The sequence below is a fragment of the Rhodococcus sp. NPDC076796 genome, assembly GCF_040702765.1.
Classification (GTDB): Bacteria; Actinomycetota; Actinomycetes; order Mycobacteriales; family Mycobacteriaceae; genus Rhodococcoides.
The window spans coordinates 1-26,857 of sequence record NZ_JBFBMS010000004.1; the positions used below are offsets into that span (position 1 = coordinate 1).

Consider the following 26,857-nt stretch of genomic DNA (forward strand, 5'->3'; position numbering starts at 1 on the left):
TCTGATCCTCGGTAAGTGAACTTCGTGCACGCATACACACGCTCCCCAGTAGTCGGAACTGAATTACTCAGTCCAACTTCTGGGGAGCGGTGCAACTGCCGAAAAGGCCACTGAAGGTCACATTGAGTGGGCGGGGGTGCGGGCAATGGGCAACTCACTGGGGTCGGCGGGGATACCGTCTATGTTGCAAGTGCATTCTGACTTCGGGAGTGAGATATGACGGCGACAGCAGTTCCCTCGGAGCGGTCCGGGTCCATGGCTCCGCGGTCGTTCGTGCCACCCGTGCGCGGTCGGTTGAGCGAGGTGCCCCATATCGCGGGGTTGGTGCTCGGTGTGTTCGCGGTGCTGTTGTTTCTGTGGAGTCTGTCGCCGACTCTTCGTTTCCTGATTCACGTTCCTCGCGAGTACGTGGACAACTATTACTTCGATGCTCCCGATACGAGTTTGTCGTGGGCGCTGGTGGTCGGTTTGTTGGCGGCGGCGTTGGCGAGTCGCAAGCGCATTGCGTGGTGGTTGCTGACGATCTATCTGGTGTTGTTGGCGATCACCAACGTGGTCGAGGGCATCACGGAGAAGAACGTCAATTCGTGGGTTGCACTGGCTGTGCATGTCGTGGCGACGGGGTTGTTGATCGCTGCGCGCAAGGAGTTCTACACGCGGGTGCGTCGTGGTGCGGTGTGGAAGGCGCTGGGGGTGCTCGTGCTGGGCGCTGCCATCGGGACGGTGATCGGTTGGGCGCTGGTTGCGTTGTTCCCCGGGTCGTTGCCGGAGAGTCAGACGTTCCTGTGGGCGTTCAATCGCGTGACGGCGTTGGCGACGGTGGACAACGAGCAGTTCGACGGCAGGCCGAACGGCATCGTGAACACGGCGTTGGGTCTGTTCGGAGCGTTGGCGTTGCTGGGAGCGGTCATCACGTTGTTTCGGTCCCAGCGTTCGAGCAACGCGCTCACCGGTCGCGACGAGTCCGCGCTGCGTGGTCTGCTCGACAAATGGGGTGCCGACGATTCCCTCGGCTACTTCGCAACCCGCCGCGACAAGGGCGTCATCTTCGCCACCAGTGGCAAGGCGGCGGTGACGTATCGCGTCGAGGTCGGTGTGTGTCTGGCCAGTGGTGACCCGATCGGCAACCCCGAGGCGTGGCCGCATGCGATCTCGGAATGGTTGGACCTGGCCGAGAAGTACGGCTGGACCCCAGCTGTCATGGGAGCCAGCGAGATCGGGGCCACCGCGTACAAGCGGGCCGGGCTGAGCGTCCTCGAACTCGGCGACGAAGCAATCCTCAAAACCAAAGATTTCAACCTCAATGGACGCGAGATGCGCCCCGTGCGTCAGGCGGTCAACCGGGCTCGCAAAGCGGGTGTCGTGGTCACCGTGCGTCGTCATCGGGAGATTTCGTCGGAGGAGATGTCGGAGATCATTGCCTGCGCGGATGCGTGGCGCGATACCGAGACAGAGCGTGGTTTCTCGATGGCGTTGGGCCGGTTGGGTGATCCGCTCGACGGCGATTGTCTTCTGGTGCAGGCAGTTCAGGGTGAGAAGGTAATCGGTGTTCTCTCGTTGGTGCCGTGGGGTCGTACCGGCGCGTCGCTGGATTTGATGCGCCGCGACCCGGCGTCGCCCAACGGGGTGATCGAACTGATGGTGACCGAGCTCGCTACCAGCGCAGATCATTTCGGGGTCGGCAAGATCTCGCTGAACTTCGCGGTGTTCCGCGCGGCGTTCGAGGAGGGCAGCCGGATCGGTGCCGGGCCGGTGTTGCGAATCTGGCGCAGCGTGCTGGTGTTCTTCTCCCGGTGGTGGCAGCTCGAGGCCCTGTATCGCTCGAACGTGAAGTACCTTCCGGAATGGGAGCCGCGCTACCTGTGCTTCGCCGACAATCGGGTCTTGCCCAAGGTCGGCGTCGCGTCGGCCATCGCCGAAGGCTTCCTGACCCTCCCGACCTTCCGACGCGCCTCGAAGCACACCGGCTCCCACGTGGCGGTGCCCGCGGCTCTGGCCGACGCCGACGACATTCATCCCGACGGCAGGGGCCCCGACAGCGTCCCGGACGAGCCGACACCGGGCCGAAAGCGTCCCGACCAGGTGCGCGTGCGCATGTCGAAACTCGATCGCCTCGAACGCGAGGGCACCGAGGGCTATCCCGTCGCCTATCCCCCGACGCACACGGTCGAGGCAGCGGTGGCATCGCCGCAGGGGACAACGGTGCGAATCGCGGGCCGTGTTCTGCGGATACGTGACTACGGCAGCGTGTCCTTCGCCGTCGTCCGTGACTGGTCGGCCGATATCCAGGTGCTGTTCGACCGCGAACGCGTCGGCGACAGAATCGAAGAATTCGATGCCGATTTCGACCTGGGTGACCTGATCGAGGTCAGCGGCACCATCGGATACAGCAGGCGTGGCGAGCTCTCGCTGCTGGCCACCGACTGGCGCATGAACGCCAAGTGCCTGCATCCGTTGCCGGACAAGTACCGCGGTCTCACCGACCCCGAGGCTCGGGTCCGGCAGCGGTACGTGGACCTGGCGATCAATCGGGATGCTCGTGCTCTGATGATTGCACGCTCGAATGTGGTGAAATCCCTGCGTGATTCGCTGGGAGAGCGCGGGTACATGGAGGTCGAAACACCGATTCTGCAGCAGGTGCACGGCGGGGCGAACGCCGCACCGTTCGTCACCCACATCAATGCCTACAACCTCGATCTCTACTTGCGAATCGCCCCGGAGCTGTATCTCAAGCGCCTGTGCGTCGGAGGCATGGAGAAGGTGTTCGAGATCGGGCGCGTGTTCCGCAACGAAGGAGCGGACTTCAAACACAACCCCGAGTTCACGATCCTCGAGGCATACGAGGCCCACAGCGACTACGAACGCGCAATGGTGTTGTGCCGCGAGTTGATTCAGCGAGCTGCCGTCGCCGCGCACGGCCGCGAGATCATCCTGCGCCCCGACGGTCCGAACGGGGAGATGATCGAGATCGACATCTCCGGCGAGTGGCCCGTCAAGACACTGCACGGTGCCGTCGCCGAGAAGTTGGGCGTTCCCGTCGAACCGTCGACCCCACTCGACGAGCTGCAACGCCTGTGCGACGAGAACGACATTCCGTACGAAAAGAATTGGGATGCAGGGGCCGTCGCGCAGGGAATGTACGAGCACCTCGTCGAGGACTACACCGAATTCCCCACCTTCTACAAGGACTTCCCGACGTCGATGTCGCCGTTGACGAGGCCGCATCGGAGCATTCCGGGCGTCGCGGAGAAGTGGGATCTCGTCGCGTGGGGTGTGGAGCTGGGCACCGCCTACAGCGAGTTGACCGACCCCGTCGATCAGCGGCAGCGCCTGACCGAACAGTCGCTGTTGGCGGCGGGCGGCGACGAGGAGGCAATGAGCTTGGACGAGGACTTCCTGCAGGCGCTCGAGCACGGAATGCCGCCGACCGGTGGTCTCGGCATGGGCGTCGACAGGGTCGTCATGCTCATCACCGGAGGTAGCATCCGCGAAACGTTGGCGTTCCCGCTGGCCAAACCCCGTCAATGACGTCCGCGCCTGCCTCCGTCGAGTGGACGGTCGGCCAGAAAACAGGGAAGATGACTGTAAACAGTGGCGAAAACCGGAATCACGTCACGCAGATCGCCCTGGAGAGAACATGGATCGCGCAGCAAGCACCGAGCCCACTGCGTTGTTTCCCGTGAAACATCCGCCCGGGCAATACGTCGAAATCGATGGCCAGCGTCTGCATATTCTCGTCCGTGGATCGGGTCCCACGGTCGCCCTGTGCGGCGGACTGGGAAGCAATTGGTTCGATTGGCAGGACACTGTCGACATCCTCGCGGCCGAACACCACGTCGTGGTCATCGACCGACCCGGCTTCGGACTCAGCGATCCACTTCCGGCCGGAGCCACGCCCACCGTCCGAGGCGAAGCCGACCGCATCATCGGAGTTCTCGACGCACTCGGCGTCACCGAACCTGCCGTCGTCGCAGGTCATTCGATTGCCGGCTTCTATGCAGAGGCCGTCGCCCGCCTGTACCCGTCGCGCATCCGCGGAGTCCTGCTCCTCGATTCCAGCGCCGAATCCGATCCCCGACGTTTCATCCCGGCTGCCGTACGCGTCGAGACCGCACACCTGATCGCGGCGGTGCTCACCAAGACCGGTCTGCAACAGCTGGTCGGACCCCGTGTGCGCCGTGTCCTCAACCAGGCGACACCGCCCGACGGCACACCGCAGGAGACGTTCGACTGGGTCGACGACATCTATCGCCGACCTACGTACCTCGCAGCCGCACTGGTCGAAGACGTCGTCTACCCCGATCTCACCGTCGAACTCAACCGCATCCGTAAGCAGTTCCGACTCGATGTGCCCGTCATCGTCGCCGCAGCCCACACCGGCCGACCCTCCCCGTGGGGCAAGAGATGGATCAAGACTCAACGCAAGCTCGCCGCGTATCTGCGCGCCGAGTTCACCGTCGTCATGCCCGCCCATCACCACGCCATGATCGACAAACCCGCCGAGGTCGCAGCCCTCATCGCCGAACTGGTGTGAACTCCTCGCGGCGACGCACGTAACGTGTGTCACCGAGCCCGCAGCCCAAGACCCGAGCCGAAGCTCGGCGATGGCGCGGTAGCACGAGAGGAAATTGAAGATGGGTGCGATCAGCACGACGCAGGGACGACAGTCGAAACTACTCGGACTCGGCGTTCACCGCCCCGAGAGAGTCGTGACCAACGACGAGATCTGTGAATTCATCGACTCGAGCGACGAGTGGATCCAGACCCGCTCGGGAATCAAGAACCGGCGCTTCGCCGATCCCAAGGAAAATGTCGTGGAGATGTCCATCGCGGCAGGTCGTAAGGCCCTCGAGGCCAGCGGAATCACGGCCGACCAAGTCGACACCGTCATCGTCGCCACCTCGACGCATCTCGAACTGACACCCCAAGCAGCTGCGAAAGTAGCGCACGGACTCGGCACCAAGGGGCCCGCCGCATTCGACATCTGCGCAGGCTGCGCAGGCTTCTGCTACTCCCTCGCCGTTGCATCGGACCTGGTCAAGGCAGGAACGTCAAAGTACGTCCTGGTCATCGGTGCAGAACAGCTCAGCGTCACCACCGACCCATACGACCGCACCACCCGCTTCATCTTCGCCGACGGCGCCGGTGCCGTGGTCGTCGGACAGAGCGACGAAACCGAGATCGGACCCGCCGTCTGGGGCTCCGACGGCTCGCAATCGGACGCCATCGTCCAGACAACCGACTGGTACGACTACATCACCGAAGAAGGCCTCGAGCGACCCTGGATCCGGATGAACGGAATCTCCGTCTTCCGCTGGGCCGCATTCGAAATGGGCAAAGCCGCGCAGCGAGTCCTCGACGTCGCCGGCATCAAAACCGACGAACTGCACGCCTTCATCCCCCACCAGGCCAACAGCCGCATCACCGAACTCCTGGCCAAAAGCCTGAACCTCGCCGACGGCACCCCGGTCGCCAACGACATCGCCGAAACCGGCAACACCTCGGCAGCCTCGATCCCCCTGGCCATGGAAGAACTACTGCGTACCGGCAAAGCAAAAGCAGGAGACACCGCACTGCTCCTCGCCTTCGGTGCCGGACTCTCCTACGCCGGACAGGTTGTCAAACTCCCCAACCTGTAGTCGCCGATCCACACCCGGCTGCACCCGATTCCCGAGTGCACCCGAACCCCGCAGTGCACTCGATGTGACATTCAGTGACCTTTTCGGCAGTCAATGGCACATCGAGTGGACTCTGGGGGACCGGTGTGGGTGATCGAGAGAGAACGGTTGCGACGGCTGTCTCCAGGTGTCACACTCCCGCCATGGGCTATCCGCAGGGTGAAGGCAGCGATTCGTTCGACGCAGCGAACAAGGATCAGCCGTACGGCGGGCAGCAGTACCCGCCCTATCAGAATCCGAACGCGCAGTATCAGAACCCCCAATACCAAAACCCCCAGTACCCCAATCCCCAGTACGGGAGTGCGCCCTATGTCGGCGGGTATCAGGCCCCTGCGGCGACCAACACGTTGGCGATTGTCTCGCTCGTGTTGGCGATTCTCGGTCTGACGTTCATTCCGTTGGTTGCGTCGGTCTGCGCTGTGGTGTGTGGCCACATTTCACGTGGTCAGATCAAGCGCACCGGTGAAGGCGGATCCGGGTTCGCGACGGCGGGACTGATCGTCGGGTATGTCTCGATCGCACTGTTCGTCATCGTCATCGTGGGTGCGATCGTCATTTTTGCCATCGCTGCCGCAAACACTTCAACCTACTGACACAGGCTTCGCCAATCGGCCGTTCAGGCATGCTGCCCAGATGCCTGCGATCAGTGCCAACGCAATGACGAACAGCGCCAACGCGTTCCATCCCAGGGACTGGAACACGACGCCGCCGATCCATCCGACTATCGACGATCCGCCGTAGTAGAAGAGGTTGTACAGCGACGTTGCCTGTGCGCGGCCGTGGACTGCGCGTTGTCCGGTCCATCCCGACGCGATGGCGTGGGCCGCAAAGAATCCCATGGTCAGGATCACCAGGCCGGTCAGAATGACGACGAGGTTCGACGCCATCGTCAGGGCCACTCCGGCGATCATCGTCGCGGTGGATCCGGCGAGGACCACCGACCGGCCGTGCTTCGTCGCGAGATTCCCCGCTACCCGTGAGGACACCGTACCGCTGAGGTACGCCACGAAGATCAGGCTGATCAGAGACTGCGGGAGCCCGAAAGGCACGGCCTCCAAACGGAATCCGAGGTAGTTGTAGATCGCGACGAAGCCGCCCATCAGCAGGAAACCCTGGCCGTAGAGTGCCGCCATCCCCGGTTCACGTAGGTTCATCCAGAGCCGGCCCGGTAGGTCACGAATCTGGCTGTGCACCAAAGTCGTTCGCGGCTTCGGTGCGAGCCAGACGAACAGTGCGGCAGCCAACGCAGCAATCACCGACACGGTCAAGGTGCCGATACGCCAGTTGGTGTATTCCGCAACGGGTCCCGCGACGATGCGGCCGAGCAGTCCGCCGAGCGTCGTGCCGGACACGTACGTCGCTGCAGCAAGGGCCGTGTGACTCCGATGGACTTCTTCACTGAGGTACGCGATCGCGATGGCCGGAAGACCGCCCAGCGCAGCACCTTCGAAGAATCGAACGACCAAGAGCACTTCGAGCGACGGCGCGAGCGGAACCAGCAGACCCAGCGTCGTGGCAACGAGGATCGACGCCGTCATGGCGCGGACACGACCGATGCGGTCGGCCGCCACCGACCAGGGAATCACCGACACCGCAACGCCGACCGTCGCGAGTCCGACGGCGAGCGAGGACTGCGACGGTGTGATGTCGAGGTTGGCGGCGATGAGCGGCAGGATTCCCTGCACCGAATACAGCTGAGCGAACGTCGCGATTCCGGCGAACAGCAGCGCCAACACGAGCCGGCGGTATTCGCGCGATCCCCTGGGGTGTCCCTCCCATCCGAGGACCTCGGGCCGCGTCGTAGTCATGCAGATCACGTTAGAAGCGCTCCCGGTATTCGTCCAATGCATGAAATGCACCCAACTGATACACCAGCGATATGCTTTGATGATGCGCCAAGAAGCGATCGAGCTGTTGCCGCTGCTGCCGACCCTCGTCGCGGTGGCCGACACCGAACACATCACCGACGCGGCCCACGTGCTGGGCGTTCCACAGCCCACCGTCAGTCGGCAGGTCGCCCGAGCCTCAGCGATTCTGGGCGTCGACATCGTCGAACGACGCGGCCGCGGGATCGTGCTCACCAGCACCGGCCGAGTGCTGATTCCCTATCTCCAGCGGGCGTTGAGCGATATCGACGCCGGCATCGACGCCATGACCGAGCACGACGCCCGGGCCCGCGGCCGAATAGCGGTGGCGTTTCAGAACACCCTGGGCGAGGACGTCGTACCGGCGCTGATCCGGCAGTTCCGCGTCGACCACCCGGCCGTCACGTTCGATCTGGACCAGGGTGCCCGGGCACGCTGCCTCGACCGTCTCGCCGCCGGCGTCTCGGACCTGGCGTTCGTCTCCCTCAGCGCAGAACACACCGAAAACAATTCGTTCCAGCTCTACGACGAGAGGCTGATGCTTGTGGTTCCGGCCGATCATCGCCTCGCCTCACGCAGATCGGTCGATCTGGCCGACACCGCCGACGAGAACTACATCGCGATGGGCCACGGTTTCGGGATGCGATCGATCTGCGACGAGCTGTGGGCGGACGCCGGTTTCACCCCGCGCATCGCCTTCGAGGGGCAGGACACCCACACGGTGCGCGGACTCGTCGGGGCCGGTCTCGGCATAGCCATCCTGCCTCGAATCCGTGCGCATGGCGGCGAGGGTGGAACCGTGGACATCGGACTCACCCAACCGGCCGCACGCAGGCGAATCGGCATGGTGTGGAATCCACAGGCCGATTCGCCGCGTCAGGTGGCAGCATTTCGATCGATGGTGCTGCGCAGCGGTCGCACACTCGTGATTAGGTGAGTCGATGCAACTGGTTCTGGTGCGGCATGCCCTCCCGCAACGGTCGGAGACCTCGGCCGATCCCGCTCTCGCCGAACTCGGCGTCGAACAGTCCCAGCGAGTACCGGGTGCCGTGACCCGGTTCCCGATCTCCCGAGTCGTCTCGAGTTCGCAGCTGCGGGCCGTCCAGACTGCGCAACCCCTTGCCGATCGGCTCGGTCTGACAGTCGAACCCGACGATCGCCTGACCGAATACGATCGCGATTTCGGCGGCTACGTTCCGATCGAGTCGGCCAAGACCGAGTTCCGTGAGGCCTTCGATCGCATCAAGGCCGGTCATTTGCCCGAGCAGGTCGACGAGCAGGCGTTTCGGCAGCGAGTTCTGGCCGGTGTCGGCGATATCGTCTCGGCGAGCGCACACACCGACACCGTGGCGCTCTTCGCCCACGGCGGCGTGATCAACATCCTGCTGCAGGACATTCTGCAGACCCCGAAGGTGCTCGGCTTTCCGATCGACTACTGCTCGGTGACGCGTGTGCTGTTCTCGCGCAGTGGCACGAGGTCGGTCTCCTCGGTCAACGAGACCGAGCATGTGTGGGACCTGTTGCCCCGCAACCGGCAATCCACAGAGAGCTCTTAAACTCCCAGGTAGAGGGCATGAAACGGGGCCTCGACGGTCATCGAGTGGTCGGCGAGGCCCCACCTGGCAGTTAGCCTCGAACTCATCATGGGTGAATTGCGTATCTTCCGACGTCCTGCCGTTGCTCTCACTGCGCTGGCGTTTCCTCTGGTGGCGGTAGGTGCCTCTGCACTCGGCACCGGCTACGACCTCGGCGGCGAATCCACGGCCACCACCACCGTCGTCGCAGACACGGAGCAGGCACCGGCACCGGACCAGCAGACGGCGGACCCTCTGGCCGCGGCCAGGAGCAGCCTGAACAGCGCATCTCTGCCCATCACGTTTCTCTCCAGCGGTATCGGCCAGCTGACGGACGGCGGAACGCAGCTCAACGACGGCGTCGGGCAGCTCGCCGACGGCATCACCCAGGCACACGACGGAACCATTCAGCTCGCCGACGGATTCGGGCAGTACCGCGACGGGATAGGTCAGCTCGGGGACGGCGCGTCGCAGATCAGCGGTGGCGTCGACCAGGTTGTCGACCAGCTCACCGGCTTCGGCGCTCTGCAGGCAGATTTCACCGCGAAACTCGCCGCCACCGCAGACCAGGTCGATCGCTTCCCGCACCCCGGATCCGACGCCATCTCCGGCGAGATCCGCGGGGTCATCGACACGCTGAACACGCAGGCGTTCGGGCCCGACACCCTCGCCCAGCTGCAGACCCTCAAGGGCGGTGCGCAGCAGCTGTCCTCCGAACTCAACGATCCGAACAGTCAGTTCCTCGGTGCCACGGCGCAGCTCGGCGACGCCACCGTCCAGCTGCGTGACGGACTCGGTCAGCTCGACGACGGCGGACAGCAGCTCAAGGCAGGTACCGATCAACTCGTGACGGCCGTCGGACCGGTCGAGGGAATCGTCAGCGGCATCGCCACCAATGTGCGCGACGCCTCCGCGGCACTCCCGCCGGGTGCGTCCCCGACCGACGACGCCACCACGGACCAGAATCTCGCGGCCACGACGACGTCCACCGGCACCGGTGCCACCCCGTATCTGATCGCGGCACTGGTGGCTCTCGGAGCCCTCGGATGCGTCAGCCTCGTGCGAGTACTCGGCAAGGACAGCAGCCCACGGGTGTTCTCGGTGGTTGCAGCCGTCGCCGCGGTGGGCATCAGCGCGGCCGTCGCGTTCGCCTTCGCCACCGATGCGGCCCTCGGGCCCGTGCTCGGCGCAGGTGTCTTCCTGATCGTCTCCGCCGCGGCATACCTCGCCGCAGCGGGAGCGGTTCAACGGGTGCTCGGCGCCGTGGTCGGCCAAATCGTCAACGTTGTCGCCCTCGTGGTGCAGGTCGTCGTCTGCGGGTTCGCATACGCGTCGACTGCACCGATCTGGGGCGATCTGGCGGCGTTCATGCCGATGAGCTACACCGCCGCCGGTGCCCGCATCATCGCGTCGGGCGAGATGAGCGGGACCGGCTGGCTCGCGATCGGTGCAACAGCGGCTCTGCTGGCGGTCTCGGCGCTCGTGTACGTCAGCGCGCGGGGTGACTCAGCCGACAGGTCGGAGCGGATGGATGCCGGGCGGAGCCGCGAGATGGGCACCGAACTCGCTTAACGCCTGCTGCAGATGCGGGGTCTGCATGTGACCGTCGAGGTCCTCCTGCGACTTCCACACCTCGATGGTGATGAAGGTGCCCGCCTCCACCGCAGACTCGAACAGCTCGTAGGAGATGTTCCCGTCTTCCTGACCGCCCCCCACGGGTACTCAATGTGACATTTGGTGGCCTTTTTGGGGGTCAATGGCACATCGAGTGGACTCCTAGAGGCCCATTCGGGCGCGCAGGTTTCGTTCCGTGCCTCGGCGACGACCTTCTTATCGTTGGTCATGAGGTGATGTTTCCTTCGTTCGGCGAGACACTCTCTTCTTCACCGAACGTACTCCCGACCCCCCTAAGCTGAGGTGTCCATTCGGGAAGGGAAGTCACAGTGAGCCAGACGGCAGCCGACCAACGCGCCACCAGGAAGGATTGGCTCGGCCTCGCAGTGCTGGTGGTGCCGATTCTCGTCGTGTCGATGGACATGTCGGTGCTGTATCTGGCCCTGCCGTTCATGACGTCCGATCTCGAACCCACCGGCAACCAGACGCTGTGGATTCTCGACATCTACGGATTTCTGCTCGCCGGCCTCCTCATCACGATGGGCTCGCTCGGCGATCGGATCGGCAGACGCACCCTGCTCATGATCGGAGCCGTCGTCTTCGGTGCCGCGTCACTCGCCGCGACGTTCTCCACTTCCCCCGAGATGCTGCTCGTGGCGCGGGCACTACTGGGAATCGGTGGAGCCACCATCGCTCCGAGCACACTGTCCCTGATACGCAACATGTTTCACGATCCAACCCAACGCAAGGAAGCCATCGGCCTGTGGACCGCCGGTTTCGCGGGCGGTGCCGCGGTGGGGCCGGTCATCGGAGGTGTTCTGCTCGAGCACTTCTGGTGGGGTTCGGTGTTCCTGATCAACATCCCGATCATGATCGTGCTGTTCGTCGCGGCCCCACTCCTGGTCCCCGAGTTCAAGGACGCCGACCCCGGCAGATTCGATCCGATCAGCGTGGTGCTCGCGATCGCCTCGATGCTCTCGATCGTCTTCGCCATCAAACACGGCGCGCAGGAAGGAATCGACACCGCAGCAGCCGTCAGCGCGCTGGCCGGGCTGGCGCTGGGCACGCTGTTCGTTCTCCGGCAGCGCAAGGCCGCGAACCCGCTGATCGACGTCACGCTGTTCGCCGAACGAGCCTTCAGCGCAGCGGTAGTGGTGCAGTTCCTGGTCATCTTCGCCATGACCGGATTCAGCCTCTTCGCCTCCCAGTACCTCCAGCTCGTCGTCGGGTTGGGGCCGCTCGAAGCCGGTCTGTGGCTGCTCATTCCCGCCGTCGCCGCCGCGGCCGGTGCCGTGCTCGCACCGACGCTGAGCAAGGTGATCCGGACAGGCACGATCATTGCGGGCGGACTGTTGGCCATCGCCATCGGTTGCACGGCAATGGCATTCGTCAGCGCCGACTCGGGACTGCCGCTACTGCTCACCGGCATGGCCGTACTGACGTTCGGAATAGGTGCCGCCTCGACACTCAACTCCGACATCGTGCTCACCGCCGCAGCCCCTGAAAAGGCCGGTGCGGCATCGGCATTGTCAGAAACCGGAGCCGAATTGGGCGGCGCCGTCGGCATCGCCATCCTCGGCACGATCGGCAGTACCGTCTACCGCCACCGCATGGACGACGCCATCCCCGCGCAGACGCCTGCAGAGATCGCCGATCCGGCACGAGAGACCATCGGCGGTGCCGTCGCCGTCGCCGACTACCTGCCGGAGCCTTTCGCCTCGCAGCTGACTGCCGTCGCGAACTCGTCGTTCATCGACGGCTTCAATCTGGCGTCGGGCGCGAGCGCTGGCCTGATGGCCGTCAGTGCAGCTACCGTCTTCGTGCTGCTACGCCGTCAGACCGCATCGGCGAGGTAGCGCGCCAACCACCGCGTCGCGGACTGGCCGTTCCCGACGTCGTAGCTCTGGTACTCCTGGTGGATACCGGAGCGGTAGAACGCCTCGATCTCACGCTGACGCTGTGCGTTCGCCTGATCGGACAGCTGGCCCTGCAGCACCGGCAAACCACCCGCTGCTGCGAGATCCGCGATCAGGGACTGCGCTTCCTGCGAATACTGATCGGCGACGTTCGGCGCCGGGTTGGACGACACGGCCAAGAAGCCGGCCAGCCGCGCGACGTAATCGTCCTTGGGTGTCGAGCAGTACAGATCGCCGACGGCACAGAACGTCCGCACCACGGGGCTGACGTAGCCGAATCCGCCGACGCGGGGTCCGCCGACACCGGTTCCGACCACGGCCGGCCCCACCAGAGCATCGGTATCGGAGCGCTTCGGGTCGGAGATCAAGCCGACCGCCACCACCTTGTCCGCGGGCACGACGCCCACTCCGGTGCCGATGGCGGCGGCGAGATCGCCTGCCGCGTCGGCTCCCTGGCTGTACCCGATGATGCCGAGTTTCGTTGCGCCGCAACGATCCGCCATGGCCTTCAGCATCCCGCCCGCGTTGGCGACGGCCTCGGCACGGGACTGCCCGTACACCTCGCCCTCCCAGGGGAACGCGGTGGCGGGATACGAGACGTAGTCGGTGCGGATGTCGCTACCGAGACGATCGGTGACGTCGGTGAGCATCCCCGGCTTCGGGGCCGCGCCCGAGCTGGTCTCCCATGTGCCCGGAATGGCCACGACGTACATCGTCGGACAATCGGCTGGGTCGGCGGCGGCGGGTGATGCCGTTCCGACGACCAGTCCGGAAGCAACAGCTGCAGCAACGCCGATACCGGCGCAGATCTTCTTGACACTCATGGGGAGGGGGCCTCACTGGGTGATCGAACGCTTCGTTGTTCGATCACCACAATGACAGCGGCCTGTGACCATCAGATGCCTACATGGTTAACGGACGTAACCGTGTGGGCGAGGTCATGAAACGCAGCCGAGCTCGAAGTTATGGACGGAATCGGACCGTAATCCATCCATAACTTCGAGCTCGGCAGAAAAACGCGACTTACCGCTGCGGTGCCTGGGTGGGCACGATCGGCGACGGCAGTGCGGTTGCTCCCTGCAGGAAGGTGTCGACGGCGGCCGCGCAGGAGCGGCCCTCGGCGATGGCCCACACGATGAGCGACTGGCCGCGACCCATGTCTCCGGCGACGAACACGCCGGGAACGTTGGTGACCCACTCGTTGGTGCGCTCGACGTTGCCGCGCTGGTTGAAGTCGACACCCAGGTCGGTCAGCAAGCCGCCCTTGTCCGGTCCGACAAATCCCATGGCGAGCAGAACCAGATCGGCCTCGAGGGTGAATTCACTGCCCTCGACCTTCTCGAACTTGCCTGCCTTGAACTCGACCTCGCAGGCTTCGAGCGCGGTGACCTTGCCGTCTTCGCCGACGAAACGCTCGGTGTTGACCGAGAAGACGCGCTCGCCACCTTCCTCGTGTGCGGACGCCACCCGGTACATCAGCGGGTACGTCGGCCACGGGGTGGACGTCGCACGCTCCTCGGGCGGGCGGGCCATGATCTCGAACTGGTGGACGCTCTCGGCGCCCTGACGGTGCGAGGTTCCGAGGCAGTCGGCACCGGTGTCGCCGCCGCCGATGATGACGACTTTCTTGCCCTCGGCGCTGACGGGCGGCGCAGCGAAGTCGCCCTGCTGGACGCGGTTGGCGTGCGGCAGGAACTCCATGGCCTGGTAGATGCCGTCGAGCTCGCGGCCCTCGATGGGCAGGTCGCGCCATGCGGTGGCACCGCCGGAGAGGACCACGGCGTCGAACTGCTCGCGCAGTTCGTCGGCCGAGATGTCCACGCCCACATCGACACCGGTACGGAAGACGGTGCCCTCGGCCTCCATCTGCGCCAGCCGACGATCGATGTGGCGCTTCTCCATCTTGAACTCGGGGATGCCGTAGCGCAGCAGTCCGCCGATACGATCGGCCCGCTCGAACACCGTGACGGTGTGGCCGGCGCGGGTGAGCTGCTGCGCTGCAGCGAGTCCCGCGGGTCCGGAGCCGACGACGGCGACGGTCTTACCGGTGAGATGCGTCGGATAGACCGGCGTCACCCAGCCCTCTTCGAAGGCCTTGTCGATGATCTCGACCTCGACCTGCTTGATGGTGACCGGATCCTGGTTGATGCCCAGGACGCACGACGCCTCGCACGGGGCGGGGCACAGCCGTCCGGTGAATTCCGGGAAGTTGTTGGTGGCGTGCAACCGATCGATGCTGTCGCGCCAGCGGTCCTTGAACACCAGGTCGTTCCACTCGGGAATCAGGTTCCCCAGCGGGCACCCGTTGTGGCAGAACGGAATACCGCAGTCCATGCATCGACTCGCCTGAGTGCGCAGGGTGTCCTTCGAGAAGTCCTCGTAGACCTCTTTCCAGTCCATCAGGCGCAGGTCGACGGGCCGCCGCTTCGGTACTTCGCGAACCGTGTTCTTCAGAAATCCCTGTGGGTCACCCACGAGCTGCCTCCATGATCGCTTCGTCCACGTCCGCGCCGTTCTTCTCGGCTTCGGAGATGGCCAGCAGTACCTTCTTGTAGTCGCGAGGCATGACCTTCACGAAATGGTTCACCTGCTGTGACCAATCCGCGAGGATCCGCTCGGCCACCTCGGAGCCGGTCTGCTCCTGATGGCGAGTGACGATGTCGCGGAGCCAGGTGAACTCGTCACCTTCGAGCTCCTCGATGTCGACCAGCTCGGTGTTGAGGTTGGCCTCGAACGTCTTGTCCGGATCGAAGACGAACGCGACGCCGCCGGACATACCGGCACCGAAGTTGCGGCCCGTCGAGCCCAGAATGACGACCTTGCCGCCGGTCATGTACTCGCAGCCGTGATCGCCGACGCCTTCGACGACGGCAACGGCACCGGAGTTGCGAACGGCGAAACGCTCGCCGACGACACCGCGGATGAGAGCCTCACCGCTGGTGGCACCGAACAGGAACACGTTGCCGCCGATGATGTTGTCCTCGGCGACGAATCCCTTCGGAGCGTTCAACGACGGACGCAAAACCAGATGTCCACCGGAGAGTCCCTTGCCGACGAAGTCGTTGGCGTCGCCGTTCAGACGCAGTGTCATACCGGAGGGCACGAACGCACCGAAGCTGTTGCCGGCCGAGCCGGTGAACGTGATCTCGATGGTGTCGTCGGGCAGTCCGACGCCGCCGTACGCCTTGGTGACCTCGTGCCCGAGCATCGTGCCGACGGTGCGGTTGACGTTGGTGATCTTGGACTCGAACGCGACCTTCTCACCCTTGTCCAACGCATTGCGGCTGGCCGAGATCAGCTGCTGATCGAGAGCCTTGTCGAGGCCGTGATCCTGGACGCCGGTGTTGTAGAGGTTCTGGTTCATGAACGCCGACTCGACCTCTTCGAGGATCGGCGACAGATCCAGCTTCGACGCCTTCCAGTGCTCCTTGGCCGCAGTGGTGTCCAGCAGACCCACCTGACCGACGGCCTCGTCGAGCGTGCGGAACCCGAGCTCGGCCATGAGCTCGCGAACCTCTTCGGCGATGAACATGAAGAAGTTCTCGACGAACTCCGGCTTGCCCGCGAAACGCTTGCGCAACAACGGATTCTGGGTCGCAACACCCACGGGGCAGGTATCGAGATGGCAGACGCGCATCATGATGCAGCCCGAGACCACGAGCGGAGCGGTGGCGAAACCGAACTCCTCGCCGCCGAGCAGAGCGGCAACCATGACGTCGCGGCCGGTCTTGAGCTGTCCGTCCACCTGCACGACGATGCGATCACGAAGTCCGTTGAGCAGCAACGTCTGCTGGGTCTCGGCCAGACCGAGCTCCCACGGTCCACCCGCGTGCTTGACCGACGTCAGCGGCGTCGCGCCGGTGCCGCCGTCGTGGCCCGAGATGAGCACCACGTCGGCGTGCGCCTTGGACACACCGGCGGCGACCGTTCCGACGCCGACCTCGGAGACCAGCTTCACGTGGATGCGGGCCTGCGGGTTGGCGTTCTTCAGGTCGTGGATCAGCTGCGCGAGATCCTCGATGGAGTAGATGTCGTGGTGCGGCGGCGGCGAGATCAGGCCGACGCCGGGCGTCGAATGCCGAACCTCGGCGACCCACGGGTACACCTTGTGCGCCGGAAGCTGGCCGCCCTCACCGGGCTTGGCTCCCTGCGCCATCTTGATCTGGATGTCGGTGCAGTTGGTCAGGTAGTGCGAGGTGACGCCGAAACGTCCCGACGCGACCTGCTTGATGGCACTGCGTCGCCAGTCGCCGTTCTCGTCCGGCTCGAACCGCGAGACGTCCTCGCCGCCCTCACCGGAGTTCGAGCGCCCGCCGAGACGGTTCATGGCGATGGCGAGGGTCTCGTGCGCCTCGGCCGAGATGGAGCCGTAGCTCATCGCGCCCGTCGAGAAACGCTTGACGATCTCGCTGGCCGGCTCGACCTCGTCGATCGAAATGGCTTGCCGCTCTTCGGTCTTGAAGCGGAACAGCCCACGCAGCGACGCGAGCCGCTCGGACTGGTCGTCGACCATCTTCGTGTATTCCTTGAAGATGTCGTACTGGCCGGTGCGGGTGGAGTGCTGCAGCTTGAACACCGTGTCCGGGTTGAAGAGGTGGTACTCCCCTTCGCGACGCCACTGGTATTCGCCACCGGTCTCGAGCTCGCGGTGCGCGCGCTCCTGACGGTTGTCGAGGTACGCGACCGCATGCCGCGCTGCGACGTCGTCGGCGACCTGATCGAGATCGATTCCGCCGAGGTGGCTGTTGAGGCCGGTGAAGTACTCGTCGACCAGTTCCTGCGAGAGGCCGATGACCTGGAACAGCTGGGCTCCGGTGTACGACGCGAGAGTCGAGATGCCCATCTTGGACATCACCTTCAGCACGCCCTTGCCCGCGGCCTTGATGTAGTTGGAGACGGCCTTGTCGAAATCGATGTCGGTGAGGGCACCGCGCTCGATCATGTCCTCGATCGACTCGAACGCCATGTACGGGTTGACCGCTGCCGCACCGAAACCGATGAGCAGAGCCATGTGGTGCACCTCGCGGGCGTCACCGGCCTCGATGATCAGGCCGACCTTGGTTCGGGTCTTCTCGCGCACCAGGTGATGGTGGACCGCGGAGGTGAGCAGCAACGACGGGATCGGAGCGAGCTTCTCGCTCGACTCGCGGTCCGAGAGCACGATGATCCGCGCGCCACCGGAGATGGCCGCCGAAACCTGAGCGCGGATGGCCTCCAACGACTTTCGCAGACCCTCACCGCCCTCGGAGACGGGGTAGAGACCACGCACGACCACCGAGCGAAGTTCTTCCTGCGTGCCCTCGTCGTTGATGTGAACGAGCTTGGCGAGGTCGTCGTTGTGCAGGATCGGCTGCGGCAGCACGATCTGCTTGCAGCCGTCGGCACCCGGGTTGAGCAGATCGCCCTCGGGTCCGATGGTGCCGCCGAGGCTGGTGACGATCTCCTCGCGGATCGCGTCGAGCGGCGGGTTGGTGACCTGCGCGAACAGCTGCGAGAAGTAGTCGAAGAGCATCCGCGGGCGAGCCGACAGCACAGCGATCGGGGTATCGGTACCCATGGAACCGATGGCCTCGGCGCCGGACTTCGCCATGGGCGAGACCAGCACGTTCAGTTCCTCGGTGGTGTACCCGAAGATCTGCTGACGGATGAGCACGCGGTCGTGCGGCATGTGCACGTGCGGACGCTCGGGCAGGTCGTCGATCGAGGTCAGGCCCTCGTCGAGCCACTGCTGGTACGGATGCTCGGCGGCGAGCTCGTCCTTGATCTCGTCGTCGGAGACGATGCGGCCCTGCGCGGTGTCCACCAGGAACATGCGGCCCGGCTGCAGGCGAACCTTGCGGACGACCTTCGACGGATCGATGTCGAGAACGCCGACCTCGGAGGCCATGACGACCAAGCCGTCGTCGGTGACCCACAGCCGGCTCGGGCGCAGGCCGTTGCGGTCCAGGACCGCGCCGATGACGGTGCCGTCGGTGAAGCACACCGAGGCCGGTCCGTCCCAGGGCTCCATCAGCGAGGAGTGGTACTTGTAGAACGCCCGACGTGCGGGGTCCATGGACTCGTGCCGCTCCCACGCCTCGGGAATCATCATGAGCACGGCGTGCGGCAGGCTGCGTCCACCGAGGTGCAGCAGCTCGAGCACCTCGTCGAAACGTGCTGTGTCACTTGCTCCGTGGGTGACCACGGGGAAGATCTTCTCGAGCGCATCGGAGCCGCCGAACACGTCGGAGGTGATGAGTGCCTCGCGGGCACGCATCCAGTTCTCGTTGCCGGTCGCGGTGTTGATCTCGCCGTTGTGGGCGACGCGTCGGAACGGATGCGCCAGCGGCCAGGACGGGAACGTGTTGGTCGAGAAGCGCGAATGCACAAGTCCCAGTGCACTTTCGACGCGATCGTCCTGCAGGTCGAGGTAGAAGCCCTTGAGCTGAGGAGTGGTCAGCATGCCCTTGTAGACGAAGGTCTGCGAGGACAGCGACGGGAAGTACACGGTTTCGCGGCCGGGGCCGTCCTTGCCCGCGCCCTCTTCGCCCAGCTCGTGCTCGACCCGCTTGCGGATGACGAACGCACGACGCTCGAGTTCGAGGTCGGTGATCGACGCGTCGGGGGCAGCGAGGAACAACTGACGGAAGGTCGGCATCGCGTCGCGCGCCAGAGCGCCGAGGGAGGAGTCGTCGGTGGGGACCTCACGCCAACCGAGAACCGTCAGGCCCTCGCTCTCGACGATGCGCTCGACACCTTCGCAGGCGCGTGCTGCATCGCTACGGCCCTGCGGAAGAAATGCGACACCGGTTGCGTACGCGCCCGGCGCGGGGAGCTCGAAATCTACGACGGCGCGGAAGAACGCGTCCGGAACCTGGATCAGAATGCCCGCACCGTCACCGGTGTTCGGTTCGGAGCCGGCAGCACCGCGGTGCTCGAGGTTGACCAGTGCGGTGATCGCCTTCTCGACGATGTCGCGACTGCGTCGACCGTGCATGTCCACCACGAACGCGACACCACAGGAGTCGTGTTCGTTGGCGGGATCGTAGAGGCCTTGCGGGCCCGGAGTGTGCTTCATACCTAGCCTTCGGATAAGTCCAGCCTTGATACTCGTCGGCGACGGTGTGGTGTAACCGGCTGCACGAACGGCCTGCGGTGCGTCCTCGCCGTTGAAGCTGCACCTGTCGATCGTCGACGCTTTCCTCTGCACGAGCAGGTGGGCGCGTGGTAGAAAAGTGAGGTCGGGGCGGATCCGGCCGTGGTGAGGCCGATCCAACTACGAACGATAAGTCAGTACCTGGGTGCCCCCGCAAATAAGGTAAGCCTATTATGGGCTTTCACCTGCGAATTTCCGTATGCGAGACATCCTGGGGACCGGGTATTCGACTTCGCTGCCGACATCGGCCGAGAATCACAGGACTGTAAGACGATTCGAGGAACGGGACCCGGAAAAAACTACTGGCCGCAGCGATCGAATCAGCTGCGGCCAGTGTGGTGGGCGGAGGGGGACTTGAACCCCCACGTCCATAAGGACACTGGCACCTGAAGCCAGCGCGTCTGCCATTCCGCCACCCGCCCGGGTAACGGCGAGAACACTAACACGCACCATGCCGCGCTCGAAAATCGCCGCGTCGAGCTGCCGGGAGCCGACGGCGGCGGGCACTCCCCGTCGGTGGCACCGTATATCATGCTTGCAGCGCGACTTCGTGATGACACGCGGCCGTCGCGTCCTGCACACCAGCAGGCACCACACGGTGGAAGAACACAGTGAGAGGAGGGGTCACGATGGGCATCGTTCAGCGTTTCGAACGCAAGCTCCAAGGCGCTGTCGGCGACGTCTTCGCCCGCGTGTTCGGCGGAGGCGTCGTACCGGCAGAGGTGGAGGCAGCGCTCCAGCAGGAAGCGTCGGATCTGGTTCGCCCTCTGGACGGCGGGCATCTCCTGGCACCCAACAGCTACGTCATCACGATCAACAGCTCGGACCACGACGAACTCGCCGGTGATCGAGCACTCACGGTCAAGGCGTTCTCACGTCACCTCGACGATTACATCCGCGATCAAGGCTGGCAGACCTACGGCGACGTGGTGGTTCGCTTCGAGCCGTCGCCCACCCTTCACACCGGGCAGTTCCGTGCCAGTGGCTCGGTCGATCCCGATGTGGGACGATCGGCGACTGCTGCACGGAACGAGTCCGCGCAGCAGGGCGCGTCGGCACAAGCAGCACCGAGTCCCGTCCCTTCAGCTACGCAGCGACCGTCTGCCCCACCGATGTCGACACCAGGAGCCGGCCACATGACGCAGAACCCAGGCTACGACCCGCAGCGCGACCCCGCGGACGGTCATCGTCCCGATCCGCGCGCGCGCAACGGTTACGCCGGTGGCCAGGATCCGCGCTACCCCGCACGTGAGCAGCCCGCACGTGAGCAGAACGGGTACGACGCCCAGGCCTACGCGCCCGCCGATCACGATCCGCGCTACGACCAGCAGCCGTACAACGGCGGCTACGACGAGCAGTCGTACCCCGAGCAGGGCCAGGCCTACAGCGCAGCCGGCCAGGAACAGGGCTACGACCCCCACGCCTACGGCGCGCCCGGCGGCCAGGATCAGGGCTACGACGCCCAGGGCTACAACGCGCAGGGGTACGACGCCCAGGCTTACGACGCACAGGGCTACAACGGCCAGGGCTACGACTACAACGCCGCCGAACAGGGTGCCGCGTACTCCGAGGCCCCCTACCAGGAGCAGGCGTACAACGACCCGGCCGGCCGCTACGCCGAGCCCCAGGCCGCCGGATATCAGCAGCCCGGCTACCAGCAGCCCGGCTACGACTACCCGCCTGCTCCGGCCGCCTACGGCCGTGGCTACCCGCAGGGCGGAGGCGACCGCGGCGACGGGTACGGCTACGACCAGCCCGCCTCGTACGCAGGTCAGAGTCAGGCGCTGGCCGCGACGCTGCAACTCGAAGACGGCAGCGGCCGCTACTTCCAGCTCCGTGACGGCCAGAACATCATCGGCCGTGGCCAGGACGCACAGTTCCGACTCCCCGACACCGGTGTCTCGCGTCGGCACATCGAGATCCGGTGGGACGGCCGCGTAGCCATGCTCTCCGATCTCGGTTCCACCAACGGCACCACCGTCAACGGCGCTCCGGTGCAGGACTGGCAATTGGCCGACGGCGACGTCATTCGGGCCGGTCACTCCGAGATTCTGGTCCGGATCGTCTGACGATCGACGTGGTCTCGGGTGGGGGTTGGACTCGCACTCTCGTCCACCCGTATGTCGTCCACACGAGCTGCTTCACCCTATGATGCTGCGAGGCAACCATATTTGCCGCGCCGCGGCTTTTCGCGTGGGCGGGATGCAGGTCGATTGCGAAGGAGGAGGTGAATCGTCGTGCAGGGATTGATTCTGCAACTGACAAGGGCGGGCTTCCTGCTGTTGTTGTGGTTCTTCGTCTGGGCCGTCCTTCGCACCTTGCGCAGTGACATCTATGCGGCCGCAGGCATGCGAGTGCCTGCTCGCTACTCCGGCGGCTCGAAAGTTCTCCCGTCGTTCAACAAGCAGAAGGTGGCCAAGTACCTCGTGGTGACCCAGGGCGGTCTCGCCGGAACGCGCATTTCGCTCGGCACGCAGCCCGTCCTCATCGGGCGCGCGGACGACTCCACTCTCGTTCTGACAGACGACTACTCGTCGACGCGGCATGCGCGAATCTCGCCCCGCGGCGGTGATTGGTACGTCGAAGACCTCGGTTCGACCAACGGCACCTACCTCGACCGCGCGAAGGTGACCACCGCCGTTCGCGTCCCCCTGGGAACCCCTGTCCGCGTCGGCAAGACCGTGATCGAGTTGCGCCCGTGACCCTCGTCCTTCGCTATGCCGCCCGCAGTGACCGCGGTCTGGTTCGATCCAACAACGAGGACTCCGTGTACGCCGGGGCTCGGCTACTGGCGCTGGCCGACGGCATGGGCGGTCACGCCGCCGGTGAAGTGGCCTCGCAGTTGATGATCGCCGCACTGGCTCATCTCGACGACGACGAGCCCGGTGAGGATCTGCTGGGCAAGCTCGAAGCAGCCACCCGCGAAGGCAACGCGTCCATCGCAGATCAGGTCGAGGACGAACCCGAGCTCGACGGCATGGGGACCACGCTGACCGCAATCCTGTTCGCGGGCAAGCGAATCGGACTGGTACACATCGGCGATTCGCGCGCGTACATGCTGCGCGACGGCTCGCTCACCCAGATCACCCGAGACGACACCTTCGTTCAGTCTCTCGTCGACGAGGGCCGCATCACCGCCGAGCAGGCGCACACTCACCCGCAACGCTCCTTGATCATGCGGGCCCTCACCGGCAACGAGATCGAGCCGACGCTCACCGTTCGGGAAGTGCGTGCGGGCGACCGATACCTGCTGTGCTCCGATGGTCTCTCGGACGTCGTCAGCGACGAAACCATCGAGAACACCCTGAACGAGGGTGAGACGGGCCCGTGCGCCGACCGTCTGATCGAACTCGCGCTTCGCAGCGGCGGTCCGGACAACGTGACGGTCGTCGTCGCCGATGTGATCGACCTCGACTACGGACAGAGCCACCCGATCCTCGGCGGTGCCGCCAGCACCGAAGACGAGGAGGATGCTCCTCCGCCCAACACCGCAGCAGGGCGCGCCGCAGCGATGCGGCCCCCGCGCACGACGCCCAAGCGCGTCACCACACCGGTTGTCGCACCCGAGAAGAAATCGCACAAGCTGCGCTGGACTCTCATCGCCCTGACGCTGGTCGTTCTCGCGGGAATCGGTGTGCTCGTTGCCAATTCGATCATCAAGGGCAATTACTACGTCGGTGCCGACAACAGCAAGGTGACCGTCCTGCGCGGTCTGCCCGGTTCGGTTCTCGGCTACTCGCTGCAGAGCGTGGAACTGGTGGGGTGCCTCGACGACGACGGAGCCGTCACATTGACCTCGCCGGATGCCGCCCCGGCGGACTGCGTTCCGTTCGAGATCGACGATCTGCTGCCTGCCGCACGGGAACAGGTCACGGCCGGGTTGCCGTCGGGATCTCTCGACGATGCGCGCGGTCAGGTCGAGCGGTTGGCCTCCGGTGACCTGCTTCAGGTGTGCCAGACCGAGCCGGTCGTCACCACGACCGTGGAGCCCACTCCGACGGCGATCATCCCGCCGCCCGGGGTGCCGTTGCCACCCACTGCAGAGCCCGTTCCCGAGGCCGCACCGACCACCACTGCGGTACCGACACCGACGGTTCCGCAAATTCCCGGTCAGAACTGCAGGACCGGTACTCGATGAGTTCCACTGCGTCCACGGGAGGGTCCTTTCCGAGTCCGCCCGAAGGATTCGCGCCCGCACCGGTTCAATCCAACCGACGCGGCGTCGAGCTGCTGCTGCTCGGCGCAGCCGTTCTGATCACCACGATCTCCCTGGTACTGGTCGAAGCCAGTCAGGAACAGACCATCACCTGGGACCTGGCGAAGTACGCGGTGGCATATCTCGCGCTGATGACGGTGGCGCACCTCGCCGTACGACGCTTCGCGCCCTACGCGGATCCGCTGTTGCTGCCGATCGTGGCGCTGCTCAACGGACTCGGTCTGGTGCTCATTCATCGCCTCGATCTCGCCGACGAGCAGCAGGCCCAGTATCTCGGCAACCCCATTCCGTCGCCCGATGCCAACCAGCAGGTGCTGTGGACGACGCTGGCCATCGCCGGTTTCGTCGCTCTGCTGGTGCTGCTGCGCGATTACCGCACCCTGGCTCGCTACGGCTACACGGTCGGGCTCGCCGGACTGGTGCTCCTGGCCATCCCGGCGATGCTGCCGTCGGCATTCTCCGAGGTCAACGGATCGAAGATCTGGATCCGACTGCCCGGCTTCAGCATTCAGCCCGGTGAGTTCGCGAAGATCCTGTTGCTCATCTTCTTCGCATCGTTGCTGGTCGCCAAGCGCGAACTGTTCACCGTCGCCGGCAAGCACTTCCTCGGAATGGACTTCCCACGGGCACGCGACCTCGGTCCGATCCTGGTCGTCTGGATCGTCTCCGTCGGCGTACTGGTGTTCGAGAAGGACCTCGGCACCTCGCTGCTGATCTTCGGGACCGTCCTGGTGATGATCTACATCGCCACCGAACGCGTCGGCTGGTTGATCATCGGGTTCGGGCTGTTGCTCGTCGGATTCCTGTTCGCGTATCAGGTGTTCGGCCACGTCAAGATCCGCACCGACACCTGGCTGCGCCCGTTCGAGGACTACAACGACACCGGCTACCAGATCGTCCAGTCGATGTTCAGCTTCGCCACGGGCGGGCTGGCGGGCACCGGCCTCGGTAGCGGTCGTCCGTCCCAGGTTCCGTTCGCCAAGACCGACTTCATCATCGCGACGGTCGGAGAAGAGCTCGGCCTCATCGGCCTGACCGCGGTCCTGATCCTGTACTTGCTGTTCATCATTCGCGGCATGCGTACCGCGCTGGCCGTCCGCGACAGCTTCGGCAAACTGCTGGCCGCGGGGTTGTCGTTCACGATCGCCATCCAACTGTTCGTCGTCGTCGGCGGCGTCACCAAACTCATCCCACTCACCGGCCTCACCACGCCGTATCTGTCCTACGGAGGATCGTCGCTTCTCGCCAACTACCTGCTCCTCGCGCTGCTGATCAAGATCTCCGACGCGGCCCGTGAGCCGGCAAAGCCCAAGAAGAAGCCCGCCCCCGCAGCGCCCATCGCGGAGGCACCCACCGAGATGGTGAAGCGCGCATGAACACTCCACTGCGCCGCGTGTCCATCGCCGTGATGGTCATGGTCGTGGCGTTGCTCGCCAACGCCACCTACCTCCAGGTCATCAAGGCCGACGATCTGCGCACCGACCCGAGAAACTCACGAGTGCTGCTTGACGAATACTCACGCCAGCGCGGTCAGATCTCGGCCGGTGGTCAGGTGCTCGCGTCCTCGATTCCCACCGACGACCGCTACAAGTACCTGCGCACCTACCCCCAGAATTCGATCTCCCCGGCCAGCCCGCAGGCCAACGCGCCGATCACCGGCTACTACTCGATGCTGTACTCGAGCAGCGGCCTCGAACGCGCCGAGGACCCCGTACTGAACGGATCCGACGACCGGCTCTTCGGCGGACGACTGTTCGACCTCATCTCCGGCCGAGATCCCCGAGGCGGCAACGTCGTCACCACCATCGACCCCGTCGTTCAGCAGGTCGCGTACGACCAGCTGACCGCCAAGGGATACACCGGCTCGGTGGTGGCCCTCGACCCCGCCACCGGCAACATTCTGGCCATGGCCAGCACCCCCAGCTACGACCCGAACCTGTTGGCCAGCCACGACGGCAGCACCACCACCGCGGCATGGGAGAACCTGAGCAACGATCCCGAGAAGCCGATGGTCAACCGGGCGATCTCACAGACCTACCCACCCGGATCGACGTTCAAGGTGATCACCACCGCGGCCGCACTCGAAGCGGGCGCGACACCGGACGATCAACTCACGGCCGCGTCGAACATCACGTTGCCGGGAACCTCGACGACGCTGGAGAACTACAACGGGTCGACGTGCGGCGGCGGCCAGACGGCAACGCTGCGTGAAGCTTTCGCACGCTCGTGCAACACCGCCTTCGTCGAGCTCGGCATCGACACCGGGGTGGACAGGATGCGCGAGACCTCCGCGGCGTTCGGCATCGGTGAGGACTCGACCATTCCGCTCACCGTCGCCGACAGCACCATCGGACCCATCGACGACGACGCCGCCCTCGGCCAATCCAGCATCGGCCAGCGCGACGTGGCGCTGACCCCGTTGCAGGACGCCGTCATCGCCGCCACCGTGGCCAACGGCGGCGTGCGGATGGCCCCGAACCTGGTGCAGCAGCTGCAGTCTCCCGACCTGTCGGACCTGTCGAGCTATCAGCCCAAGGCCATGGGCGAAGCGATCAGCTCGGCCACCGCGGCGACGCTGACCGATCTGATGATCGGCTCCGAGAACAACACCAGCGGCGAGGGCAAGATCCCCGGCGTCCAGATCGCGTCGAAAACCGGTACCGCAGAACACGGTTCCGACCCACGCAACACCCCGCCGCACGCGTGGTACATCGGCTTCGCACCCGCTGACGACCCCAAGGTCGCCATCGCCGTCATCGTCGAGGACGGCGGCGACCGAGCACTCGCCGCGACGGGTGGATCCGTGGCCGCACCCATCGGGCGCGCCGTCATCGCAGCCGCATTGCAGGGGAGGTGACA

17 protein-coding genes, 1 tRNA gene and 1 pseudogene are annotated in these 26,857 nt (G+C 65.0%); 13 read left to right on the top strand and 6 right to left on the bottom strand.

All coding sequences use genetic code 11. From position 1 onward, the window contains the following. The first annotated feature begins 216 nt into the window (after positions 1–216). The 4 genes from lysX (at position 217) to AB0366_RS14010 (ending at position 6,271) form a co-directional block, all read left to right on the top strand. On the top strand, positions 217–3,528 hold the full coding sequence (gene lysX, locus AB0366_RS13995) for a bifunctional lysylphosphatidylglycerol synthetase/lysine--tRNA ligase LysX (protein ID WP_366244463.1): 3,312 nt from the start codon (positions 217–219) through the stop codon (positions 3,526–3,528). 109 nt (positions 3,529–3,637) lie between these two features. Continuing rightward, on the top strand, positions 3,638–4,534 hold the full coding sequence (locus AB0366_RS14000; protein WP_366244464.1) for an alpha/beta hydrolase: 897 nt from the start codon (positions 3,638–3,640) through the stop codon (positions 4,532–4,534). A 100-nt stretch (positions 4,535–4,634) separates the two neighbouring features. Continuing rightward, positions 4,635–5,639, top strand: coding sequence for a beta-ketoacyl-ACP synthase III (locus tag AB0366_RS14005; protein WP_032378786.1), 1,005 nt, complete (start codon positions 4,635–4,637; stop codon positions 5,637–5,639). Positions 5,640–5,821: 182 nt separating this feature from the next. Beyond that, positions 5,822–6,271, top strand: coding sequence for a DUF4190 domain-containing protein (locus AB0366_RS14010; RefSeq protein WP_366244465.1), 450 nt, complete (start codon positions 5,822–5,824; stop codon positions 6,269–6,271). Here AB0366_RS14010 and AB0366_RS14015 read toward each other — a convergent pair. Continuing rightward, positions 6,260–7,486 (bottom strand): MFS transporter, encoded by a 1,227-nt coding sequence (locus tag AB0366_RS14015; RefSeq protein WP_366244467.1) that lies wholly within the window; start codon positions 7,484–7,486, stop codon positions 6,260–6,262. The genes AB0366_RS14010 and AB0366_RS14015 overlap by 12 nt on opposite strands. An 82-nt stretch (positions 7,487–7,568) precedes the next feature. Here AB0366_RS14015 and AB0366_RS14020 point away from each other — a divergent pair, with 82 nt between their 5' ends. The 3 genes from AB0366_RS14020 (at position 7,569) to AB0366_RS14030 (ending at position 10,689) form a co-directional block, all read left to right on the top strand. Further along, positions 7,569–8,480 (top strand): LysR family transcriptional regulator, encoded by a 912-nt coding sequence (locus AB0366_RS14020; RefSeq protein WP_366244468.1) that lies wholly within the window; start codon positions 7,569–7,571, stop codon positions 8,478–8,480. 4 nt (positions 8,481–8,484) lie between these two features. Next, positions 8,485–9,099, top strand: a complete 615-nt coding sequence (locus AB0366_RS14025; RefSeq protein WP_366244469.1) for a histidine phosphatase family protein — start codon at positions 8,485–8,487, stop codon at positions 9,097–9,099. An 87-nt stretch (positions 9,100–9,186) separates the two neighbouring features. Then, complete coding sequence (locus AB0366_RS14030; RefSeq protein ID WP_366244470.1) at positions 9,187–10,689, top strand: phage infection protein; 1,503 nt, start codon at positions 9,187–9,189, stop codon at positions 10,687–10,689. Here AB0366_RS14030 and AB0366_RS14035 read toward each other — a convergent pair. After that, positions 10,624–10,821 (bottom strand): annotated as a pseudogene (locus AB0366_RS14035) (putative quinol monooxygenase); the annotation flags it as partial. The gene AB0366_RS14030 and the pseudogene AB0366_RS14035 overlap by 66 nt on opposite strands. Before the next feature lie 239 nt (positions 10,822–11,060). On the opposite strand from AB0366_RS14035, the gene AB0366_RS14040 reads away from it, so the two are divergent. Continuing rightward, a complete protein-coding gene (locus tag AB0366_RS14040; RefSeq protein WP_366244471.1) occupies positions 11,061–12,587 on the top strand; it encodes an MFS transporter in 1,527 nt (508 codons plus the stop codon). Here AB0366_RS14040 and AB0366_RS14045 read toward each other — a convergent pair. From AB0366_RS14045 to AB0366_RS14060, 4 genes are all read right to left on the bottom strand, one after another. Continuing rightward, positions 12,566–13,471, bottom strand: coding sequence for a cutinase family protein (locus AB0366_RS14045; RefSeq protein ID WP_121871655.1), 906 nt, complete (start codon positions 13,469–13,471; stop codon positions 12,566–12,568). The two genes, AB0366_RS14040 and AB0366_RS14045, sit on opposite strands and share 22 nt — an antisense overlap. 199 nt (positions 13,472–13,670) lie before the next feature. Continuing rightward, entirely contained in the window at positions 13,671–15,122 is a 1,452-nt protein-coding gene (locus tag AB0366_RS14050) for a glutamate synthase subunit beta (protein WP_094616198.1), read from the bottom strand. Then, the gene (gltB, locus tag AB0366_RS14055) at positions 15,115–19,704 is read right to left on the bottom strand and encodes a glutamate synthase large subunit (RefSeq protein ID WP_366244472.1); all 4,590 of its coding nucleotides are present in this window, start codon (positions 19,702–19,704) and stop codon (positions 15,115–15,117) included. Before gltB ends, AB0366_RS14050 begins: the two co-directional genes overlap by 8 nt. Before the next feature lie 414 nt (positions 19,705–20,118). Beyond that, positions 20,119–20,204 (bottom strand) — tRNA-Leu (locus AB0366_RS14060). Between the two features lie 207 nt (positions 20,205–20,411). On the opposite strand from AB0366_RS14060, the gene AB0366_RS14065 reads away from it, so the two are divergent. The 5 genes from AB0366_RS14065 (at position 20,412) to AB0366_RS14085 (ending at position 26,855) form a co-directional block, all read left to right on the top strand. Continuing rightward, positions 20,412–21,851, top strand: a complete 1,440-nt coding sequence (locus AB0366_RS14065; protein WP_366244473.1) for an FhaA domain-containing protein — start codon at positions 20,412–20,414, stop codon at positions 21,849–21,851. Between the two features lie 168 nt (positions 21,852–22,019). Further along, positions 22,020–22,484 (top strand): FHA domain-containing protein, encoded by a 465-nt coding sequence (locus tag AB0366_RS14070; protein WP_037195344.1) that lies wholly within the window; start codon positions 22,020–22,022, stop codon positions 22,482–22,484. Beyond that, positions 22,481–23,920: a PP2C family serine/threonine-protein phosphatase gene (locus AB0366_RS14075; RefSeq protein WP_366244475.1), complete on the top strand. Its 1,440-nt coding sequence runs from the start codon at positions 22,481–22,483 to the stop codon at positions 23,918–23,920. Before AB0366_RS14070 ends, AB0366_RS14075 begins: the two co-directional genes overlap by 4 nt. Next, the gene (locus AB0366_RS14080) at positions 23,917–25,374 is read left to right on the top strand and encodes an FtsW/RodA/SpoVE family cell cycle protein (protein WP_366244476.1); all 1,458 of its coding nucleotides are present in this window, start codon (positions 23,917–23,919) and stop codon (positions 25,372–25,374) included. The genes AB0366_RS14075 and AB0366_RS14080 overlap by 4 nt, the downstream gene beginning before the upstream one ends. Further along, complete coding sequence (locus AB0366_RS14085) at positions 25,371–26,855, top strand: penicillin-binding protein 2 (RefSeq protein WP_121871650.1); 1,485 nt, start codon at positions 25,371–25,373, stop codon at positions 26,853–26,855. The genes AB0366_RS14080 and AB0366_RS14085 overlap by 4 nt, the downstream gene beginning before the upstream one ends. Positions 26,856–26,857: the final 2 nt, after the last annotated feature.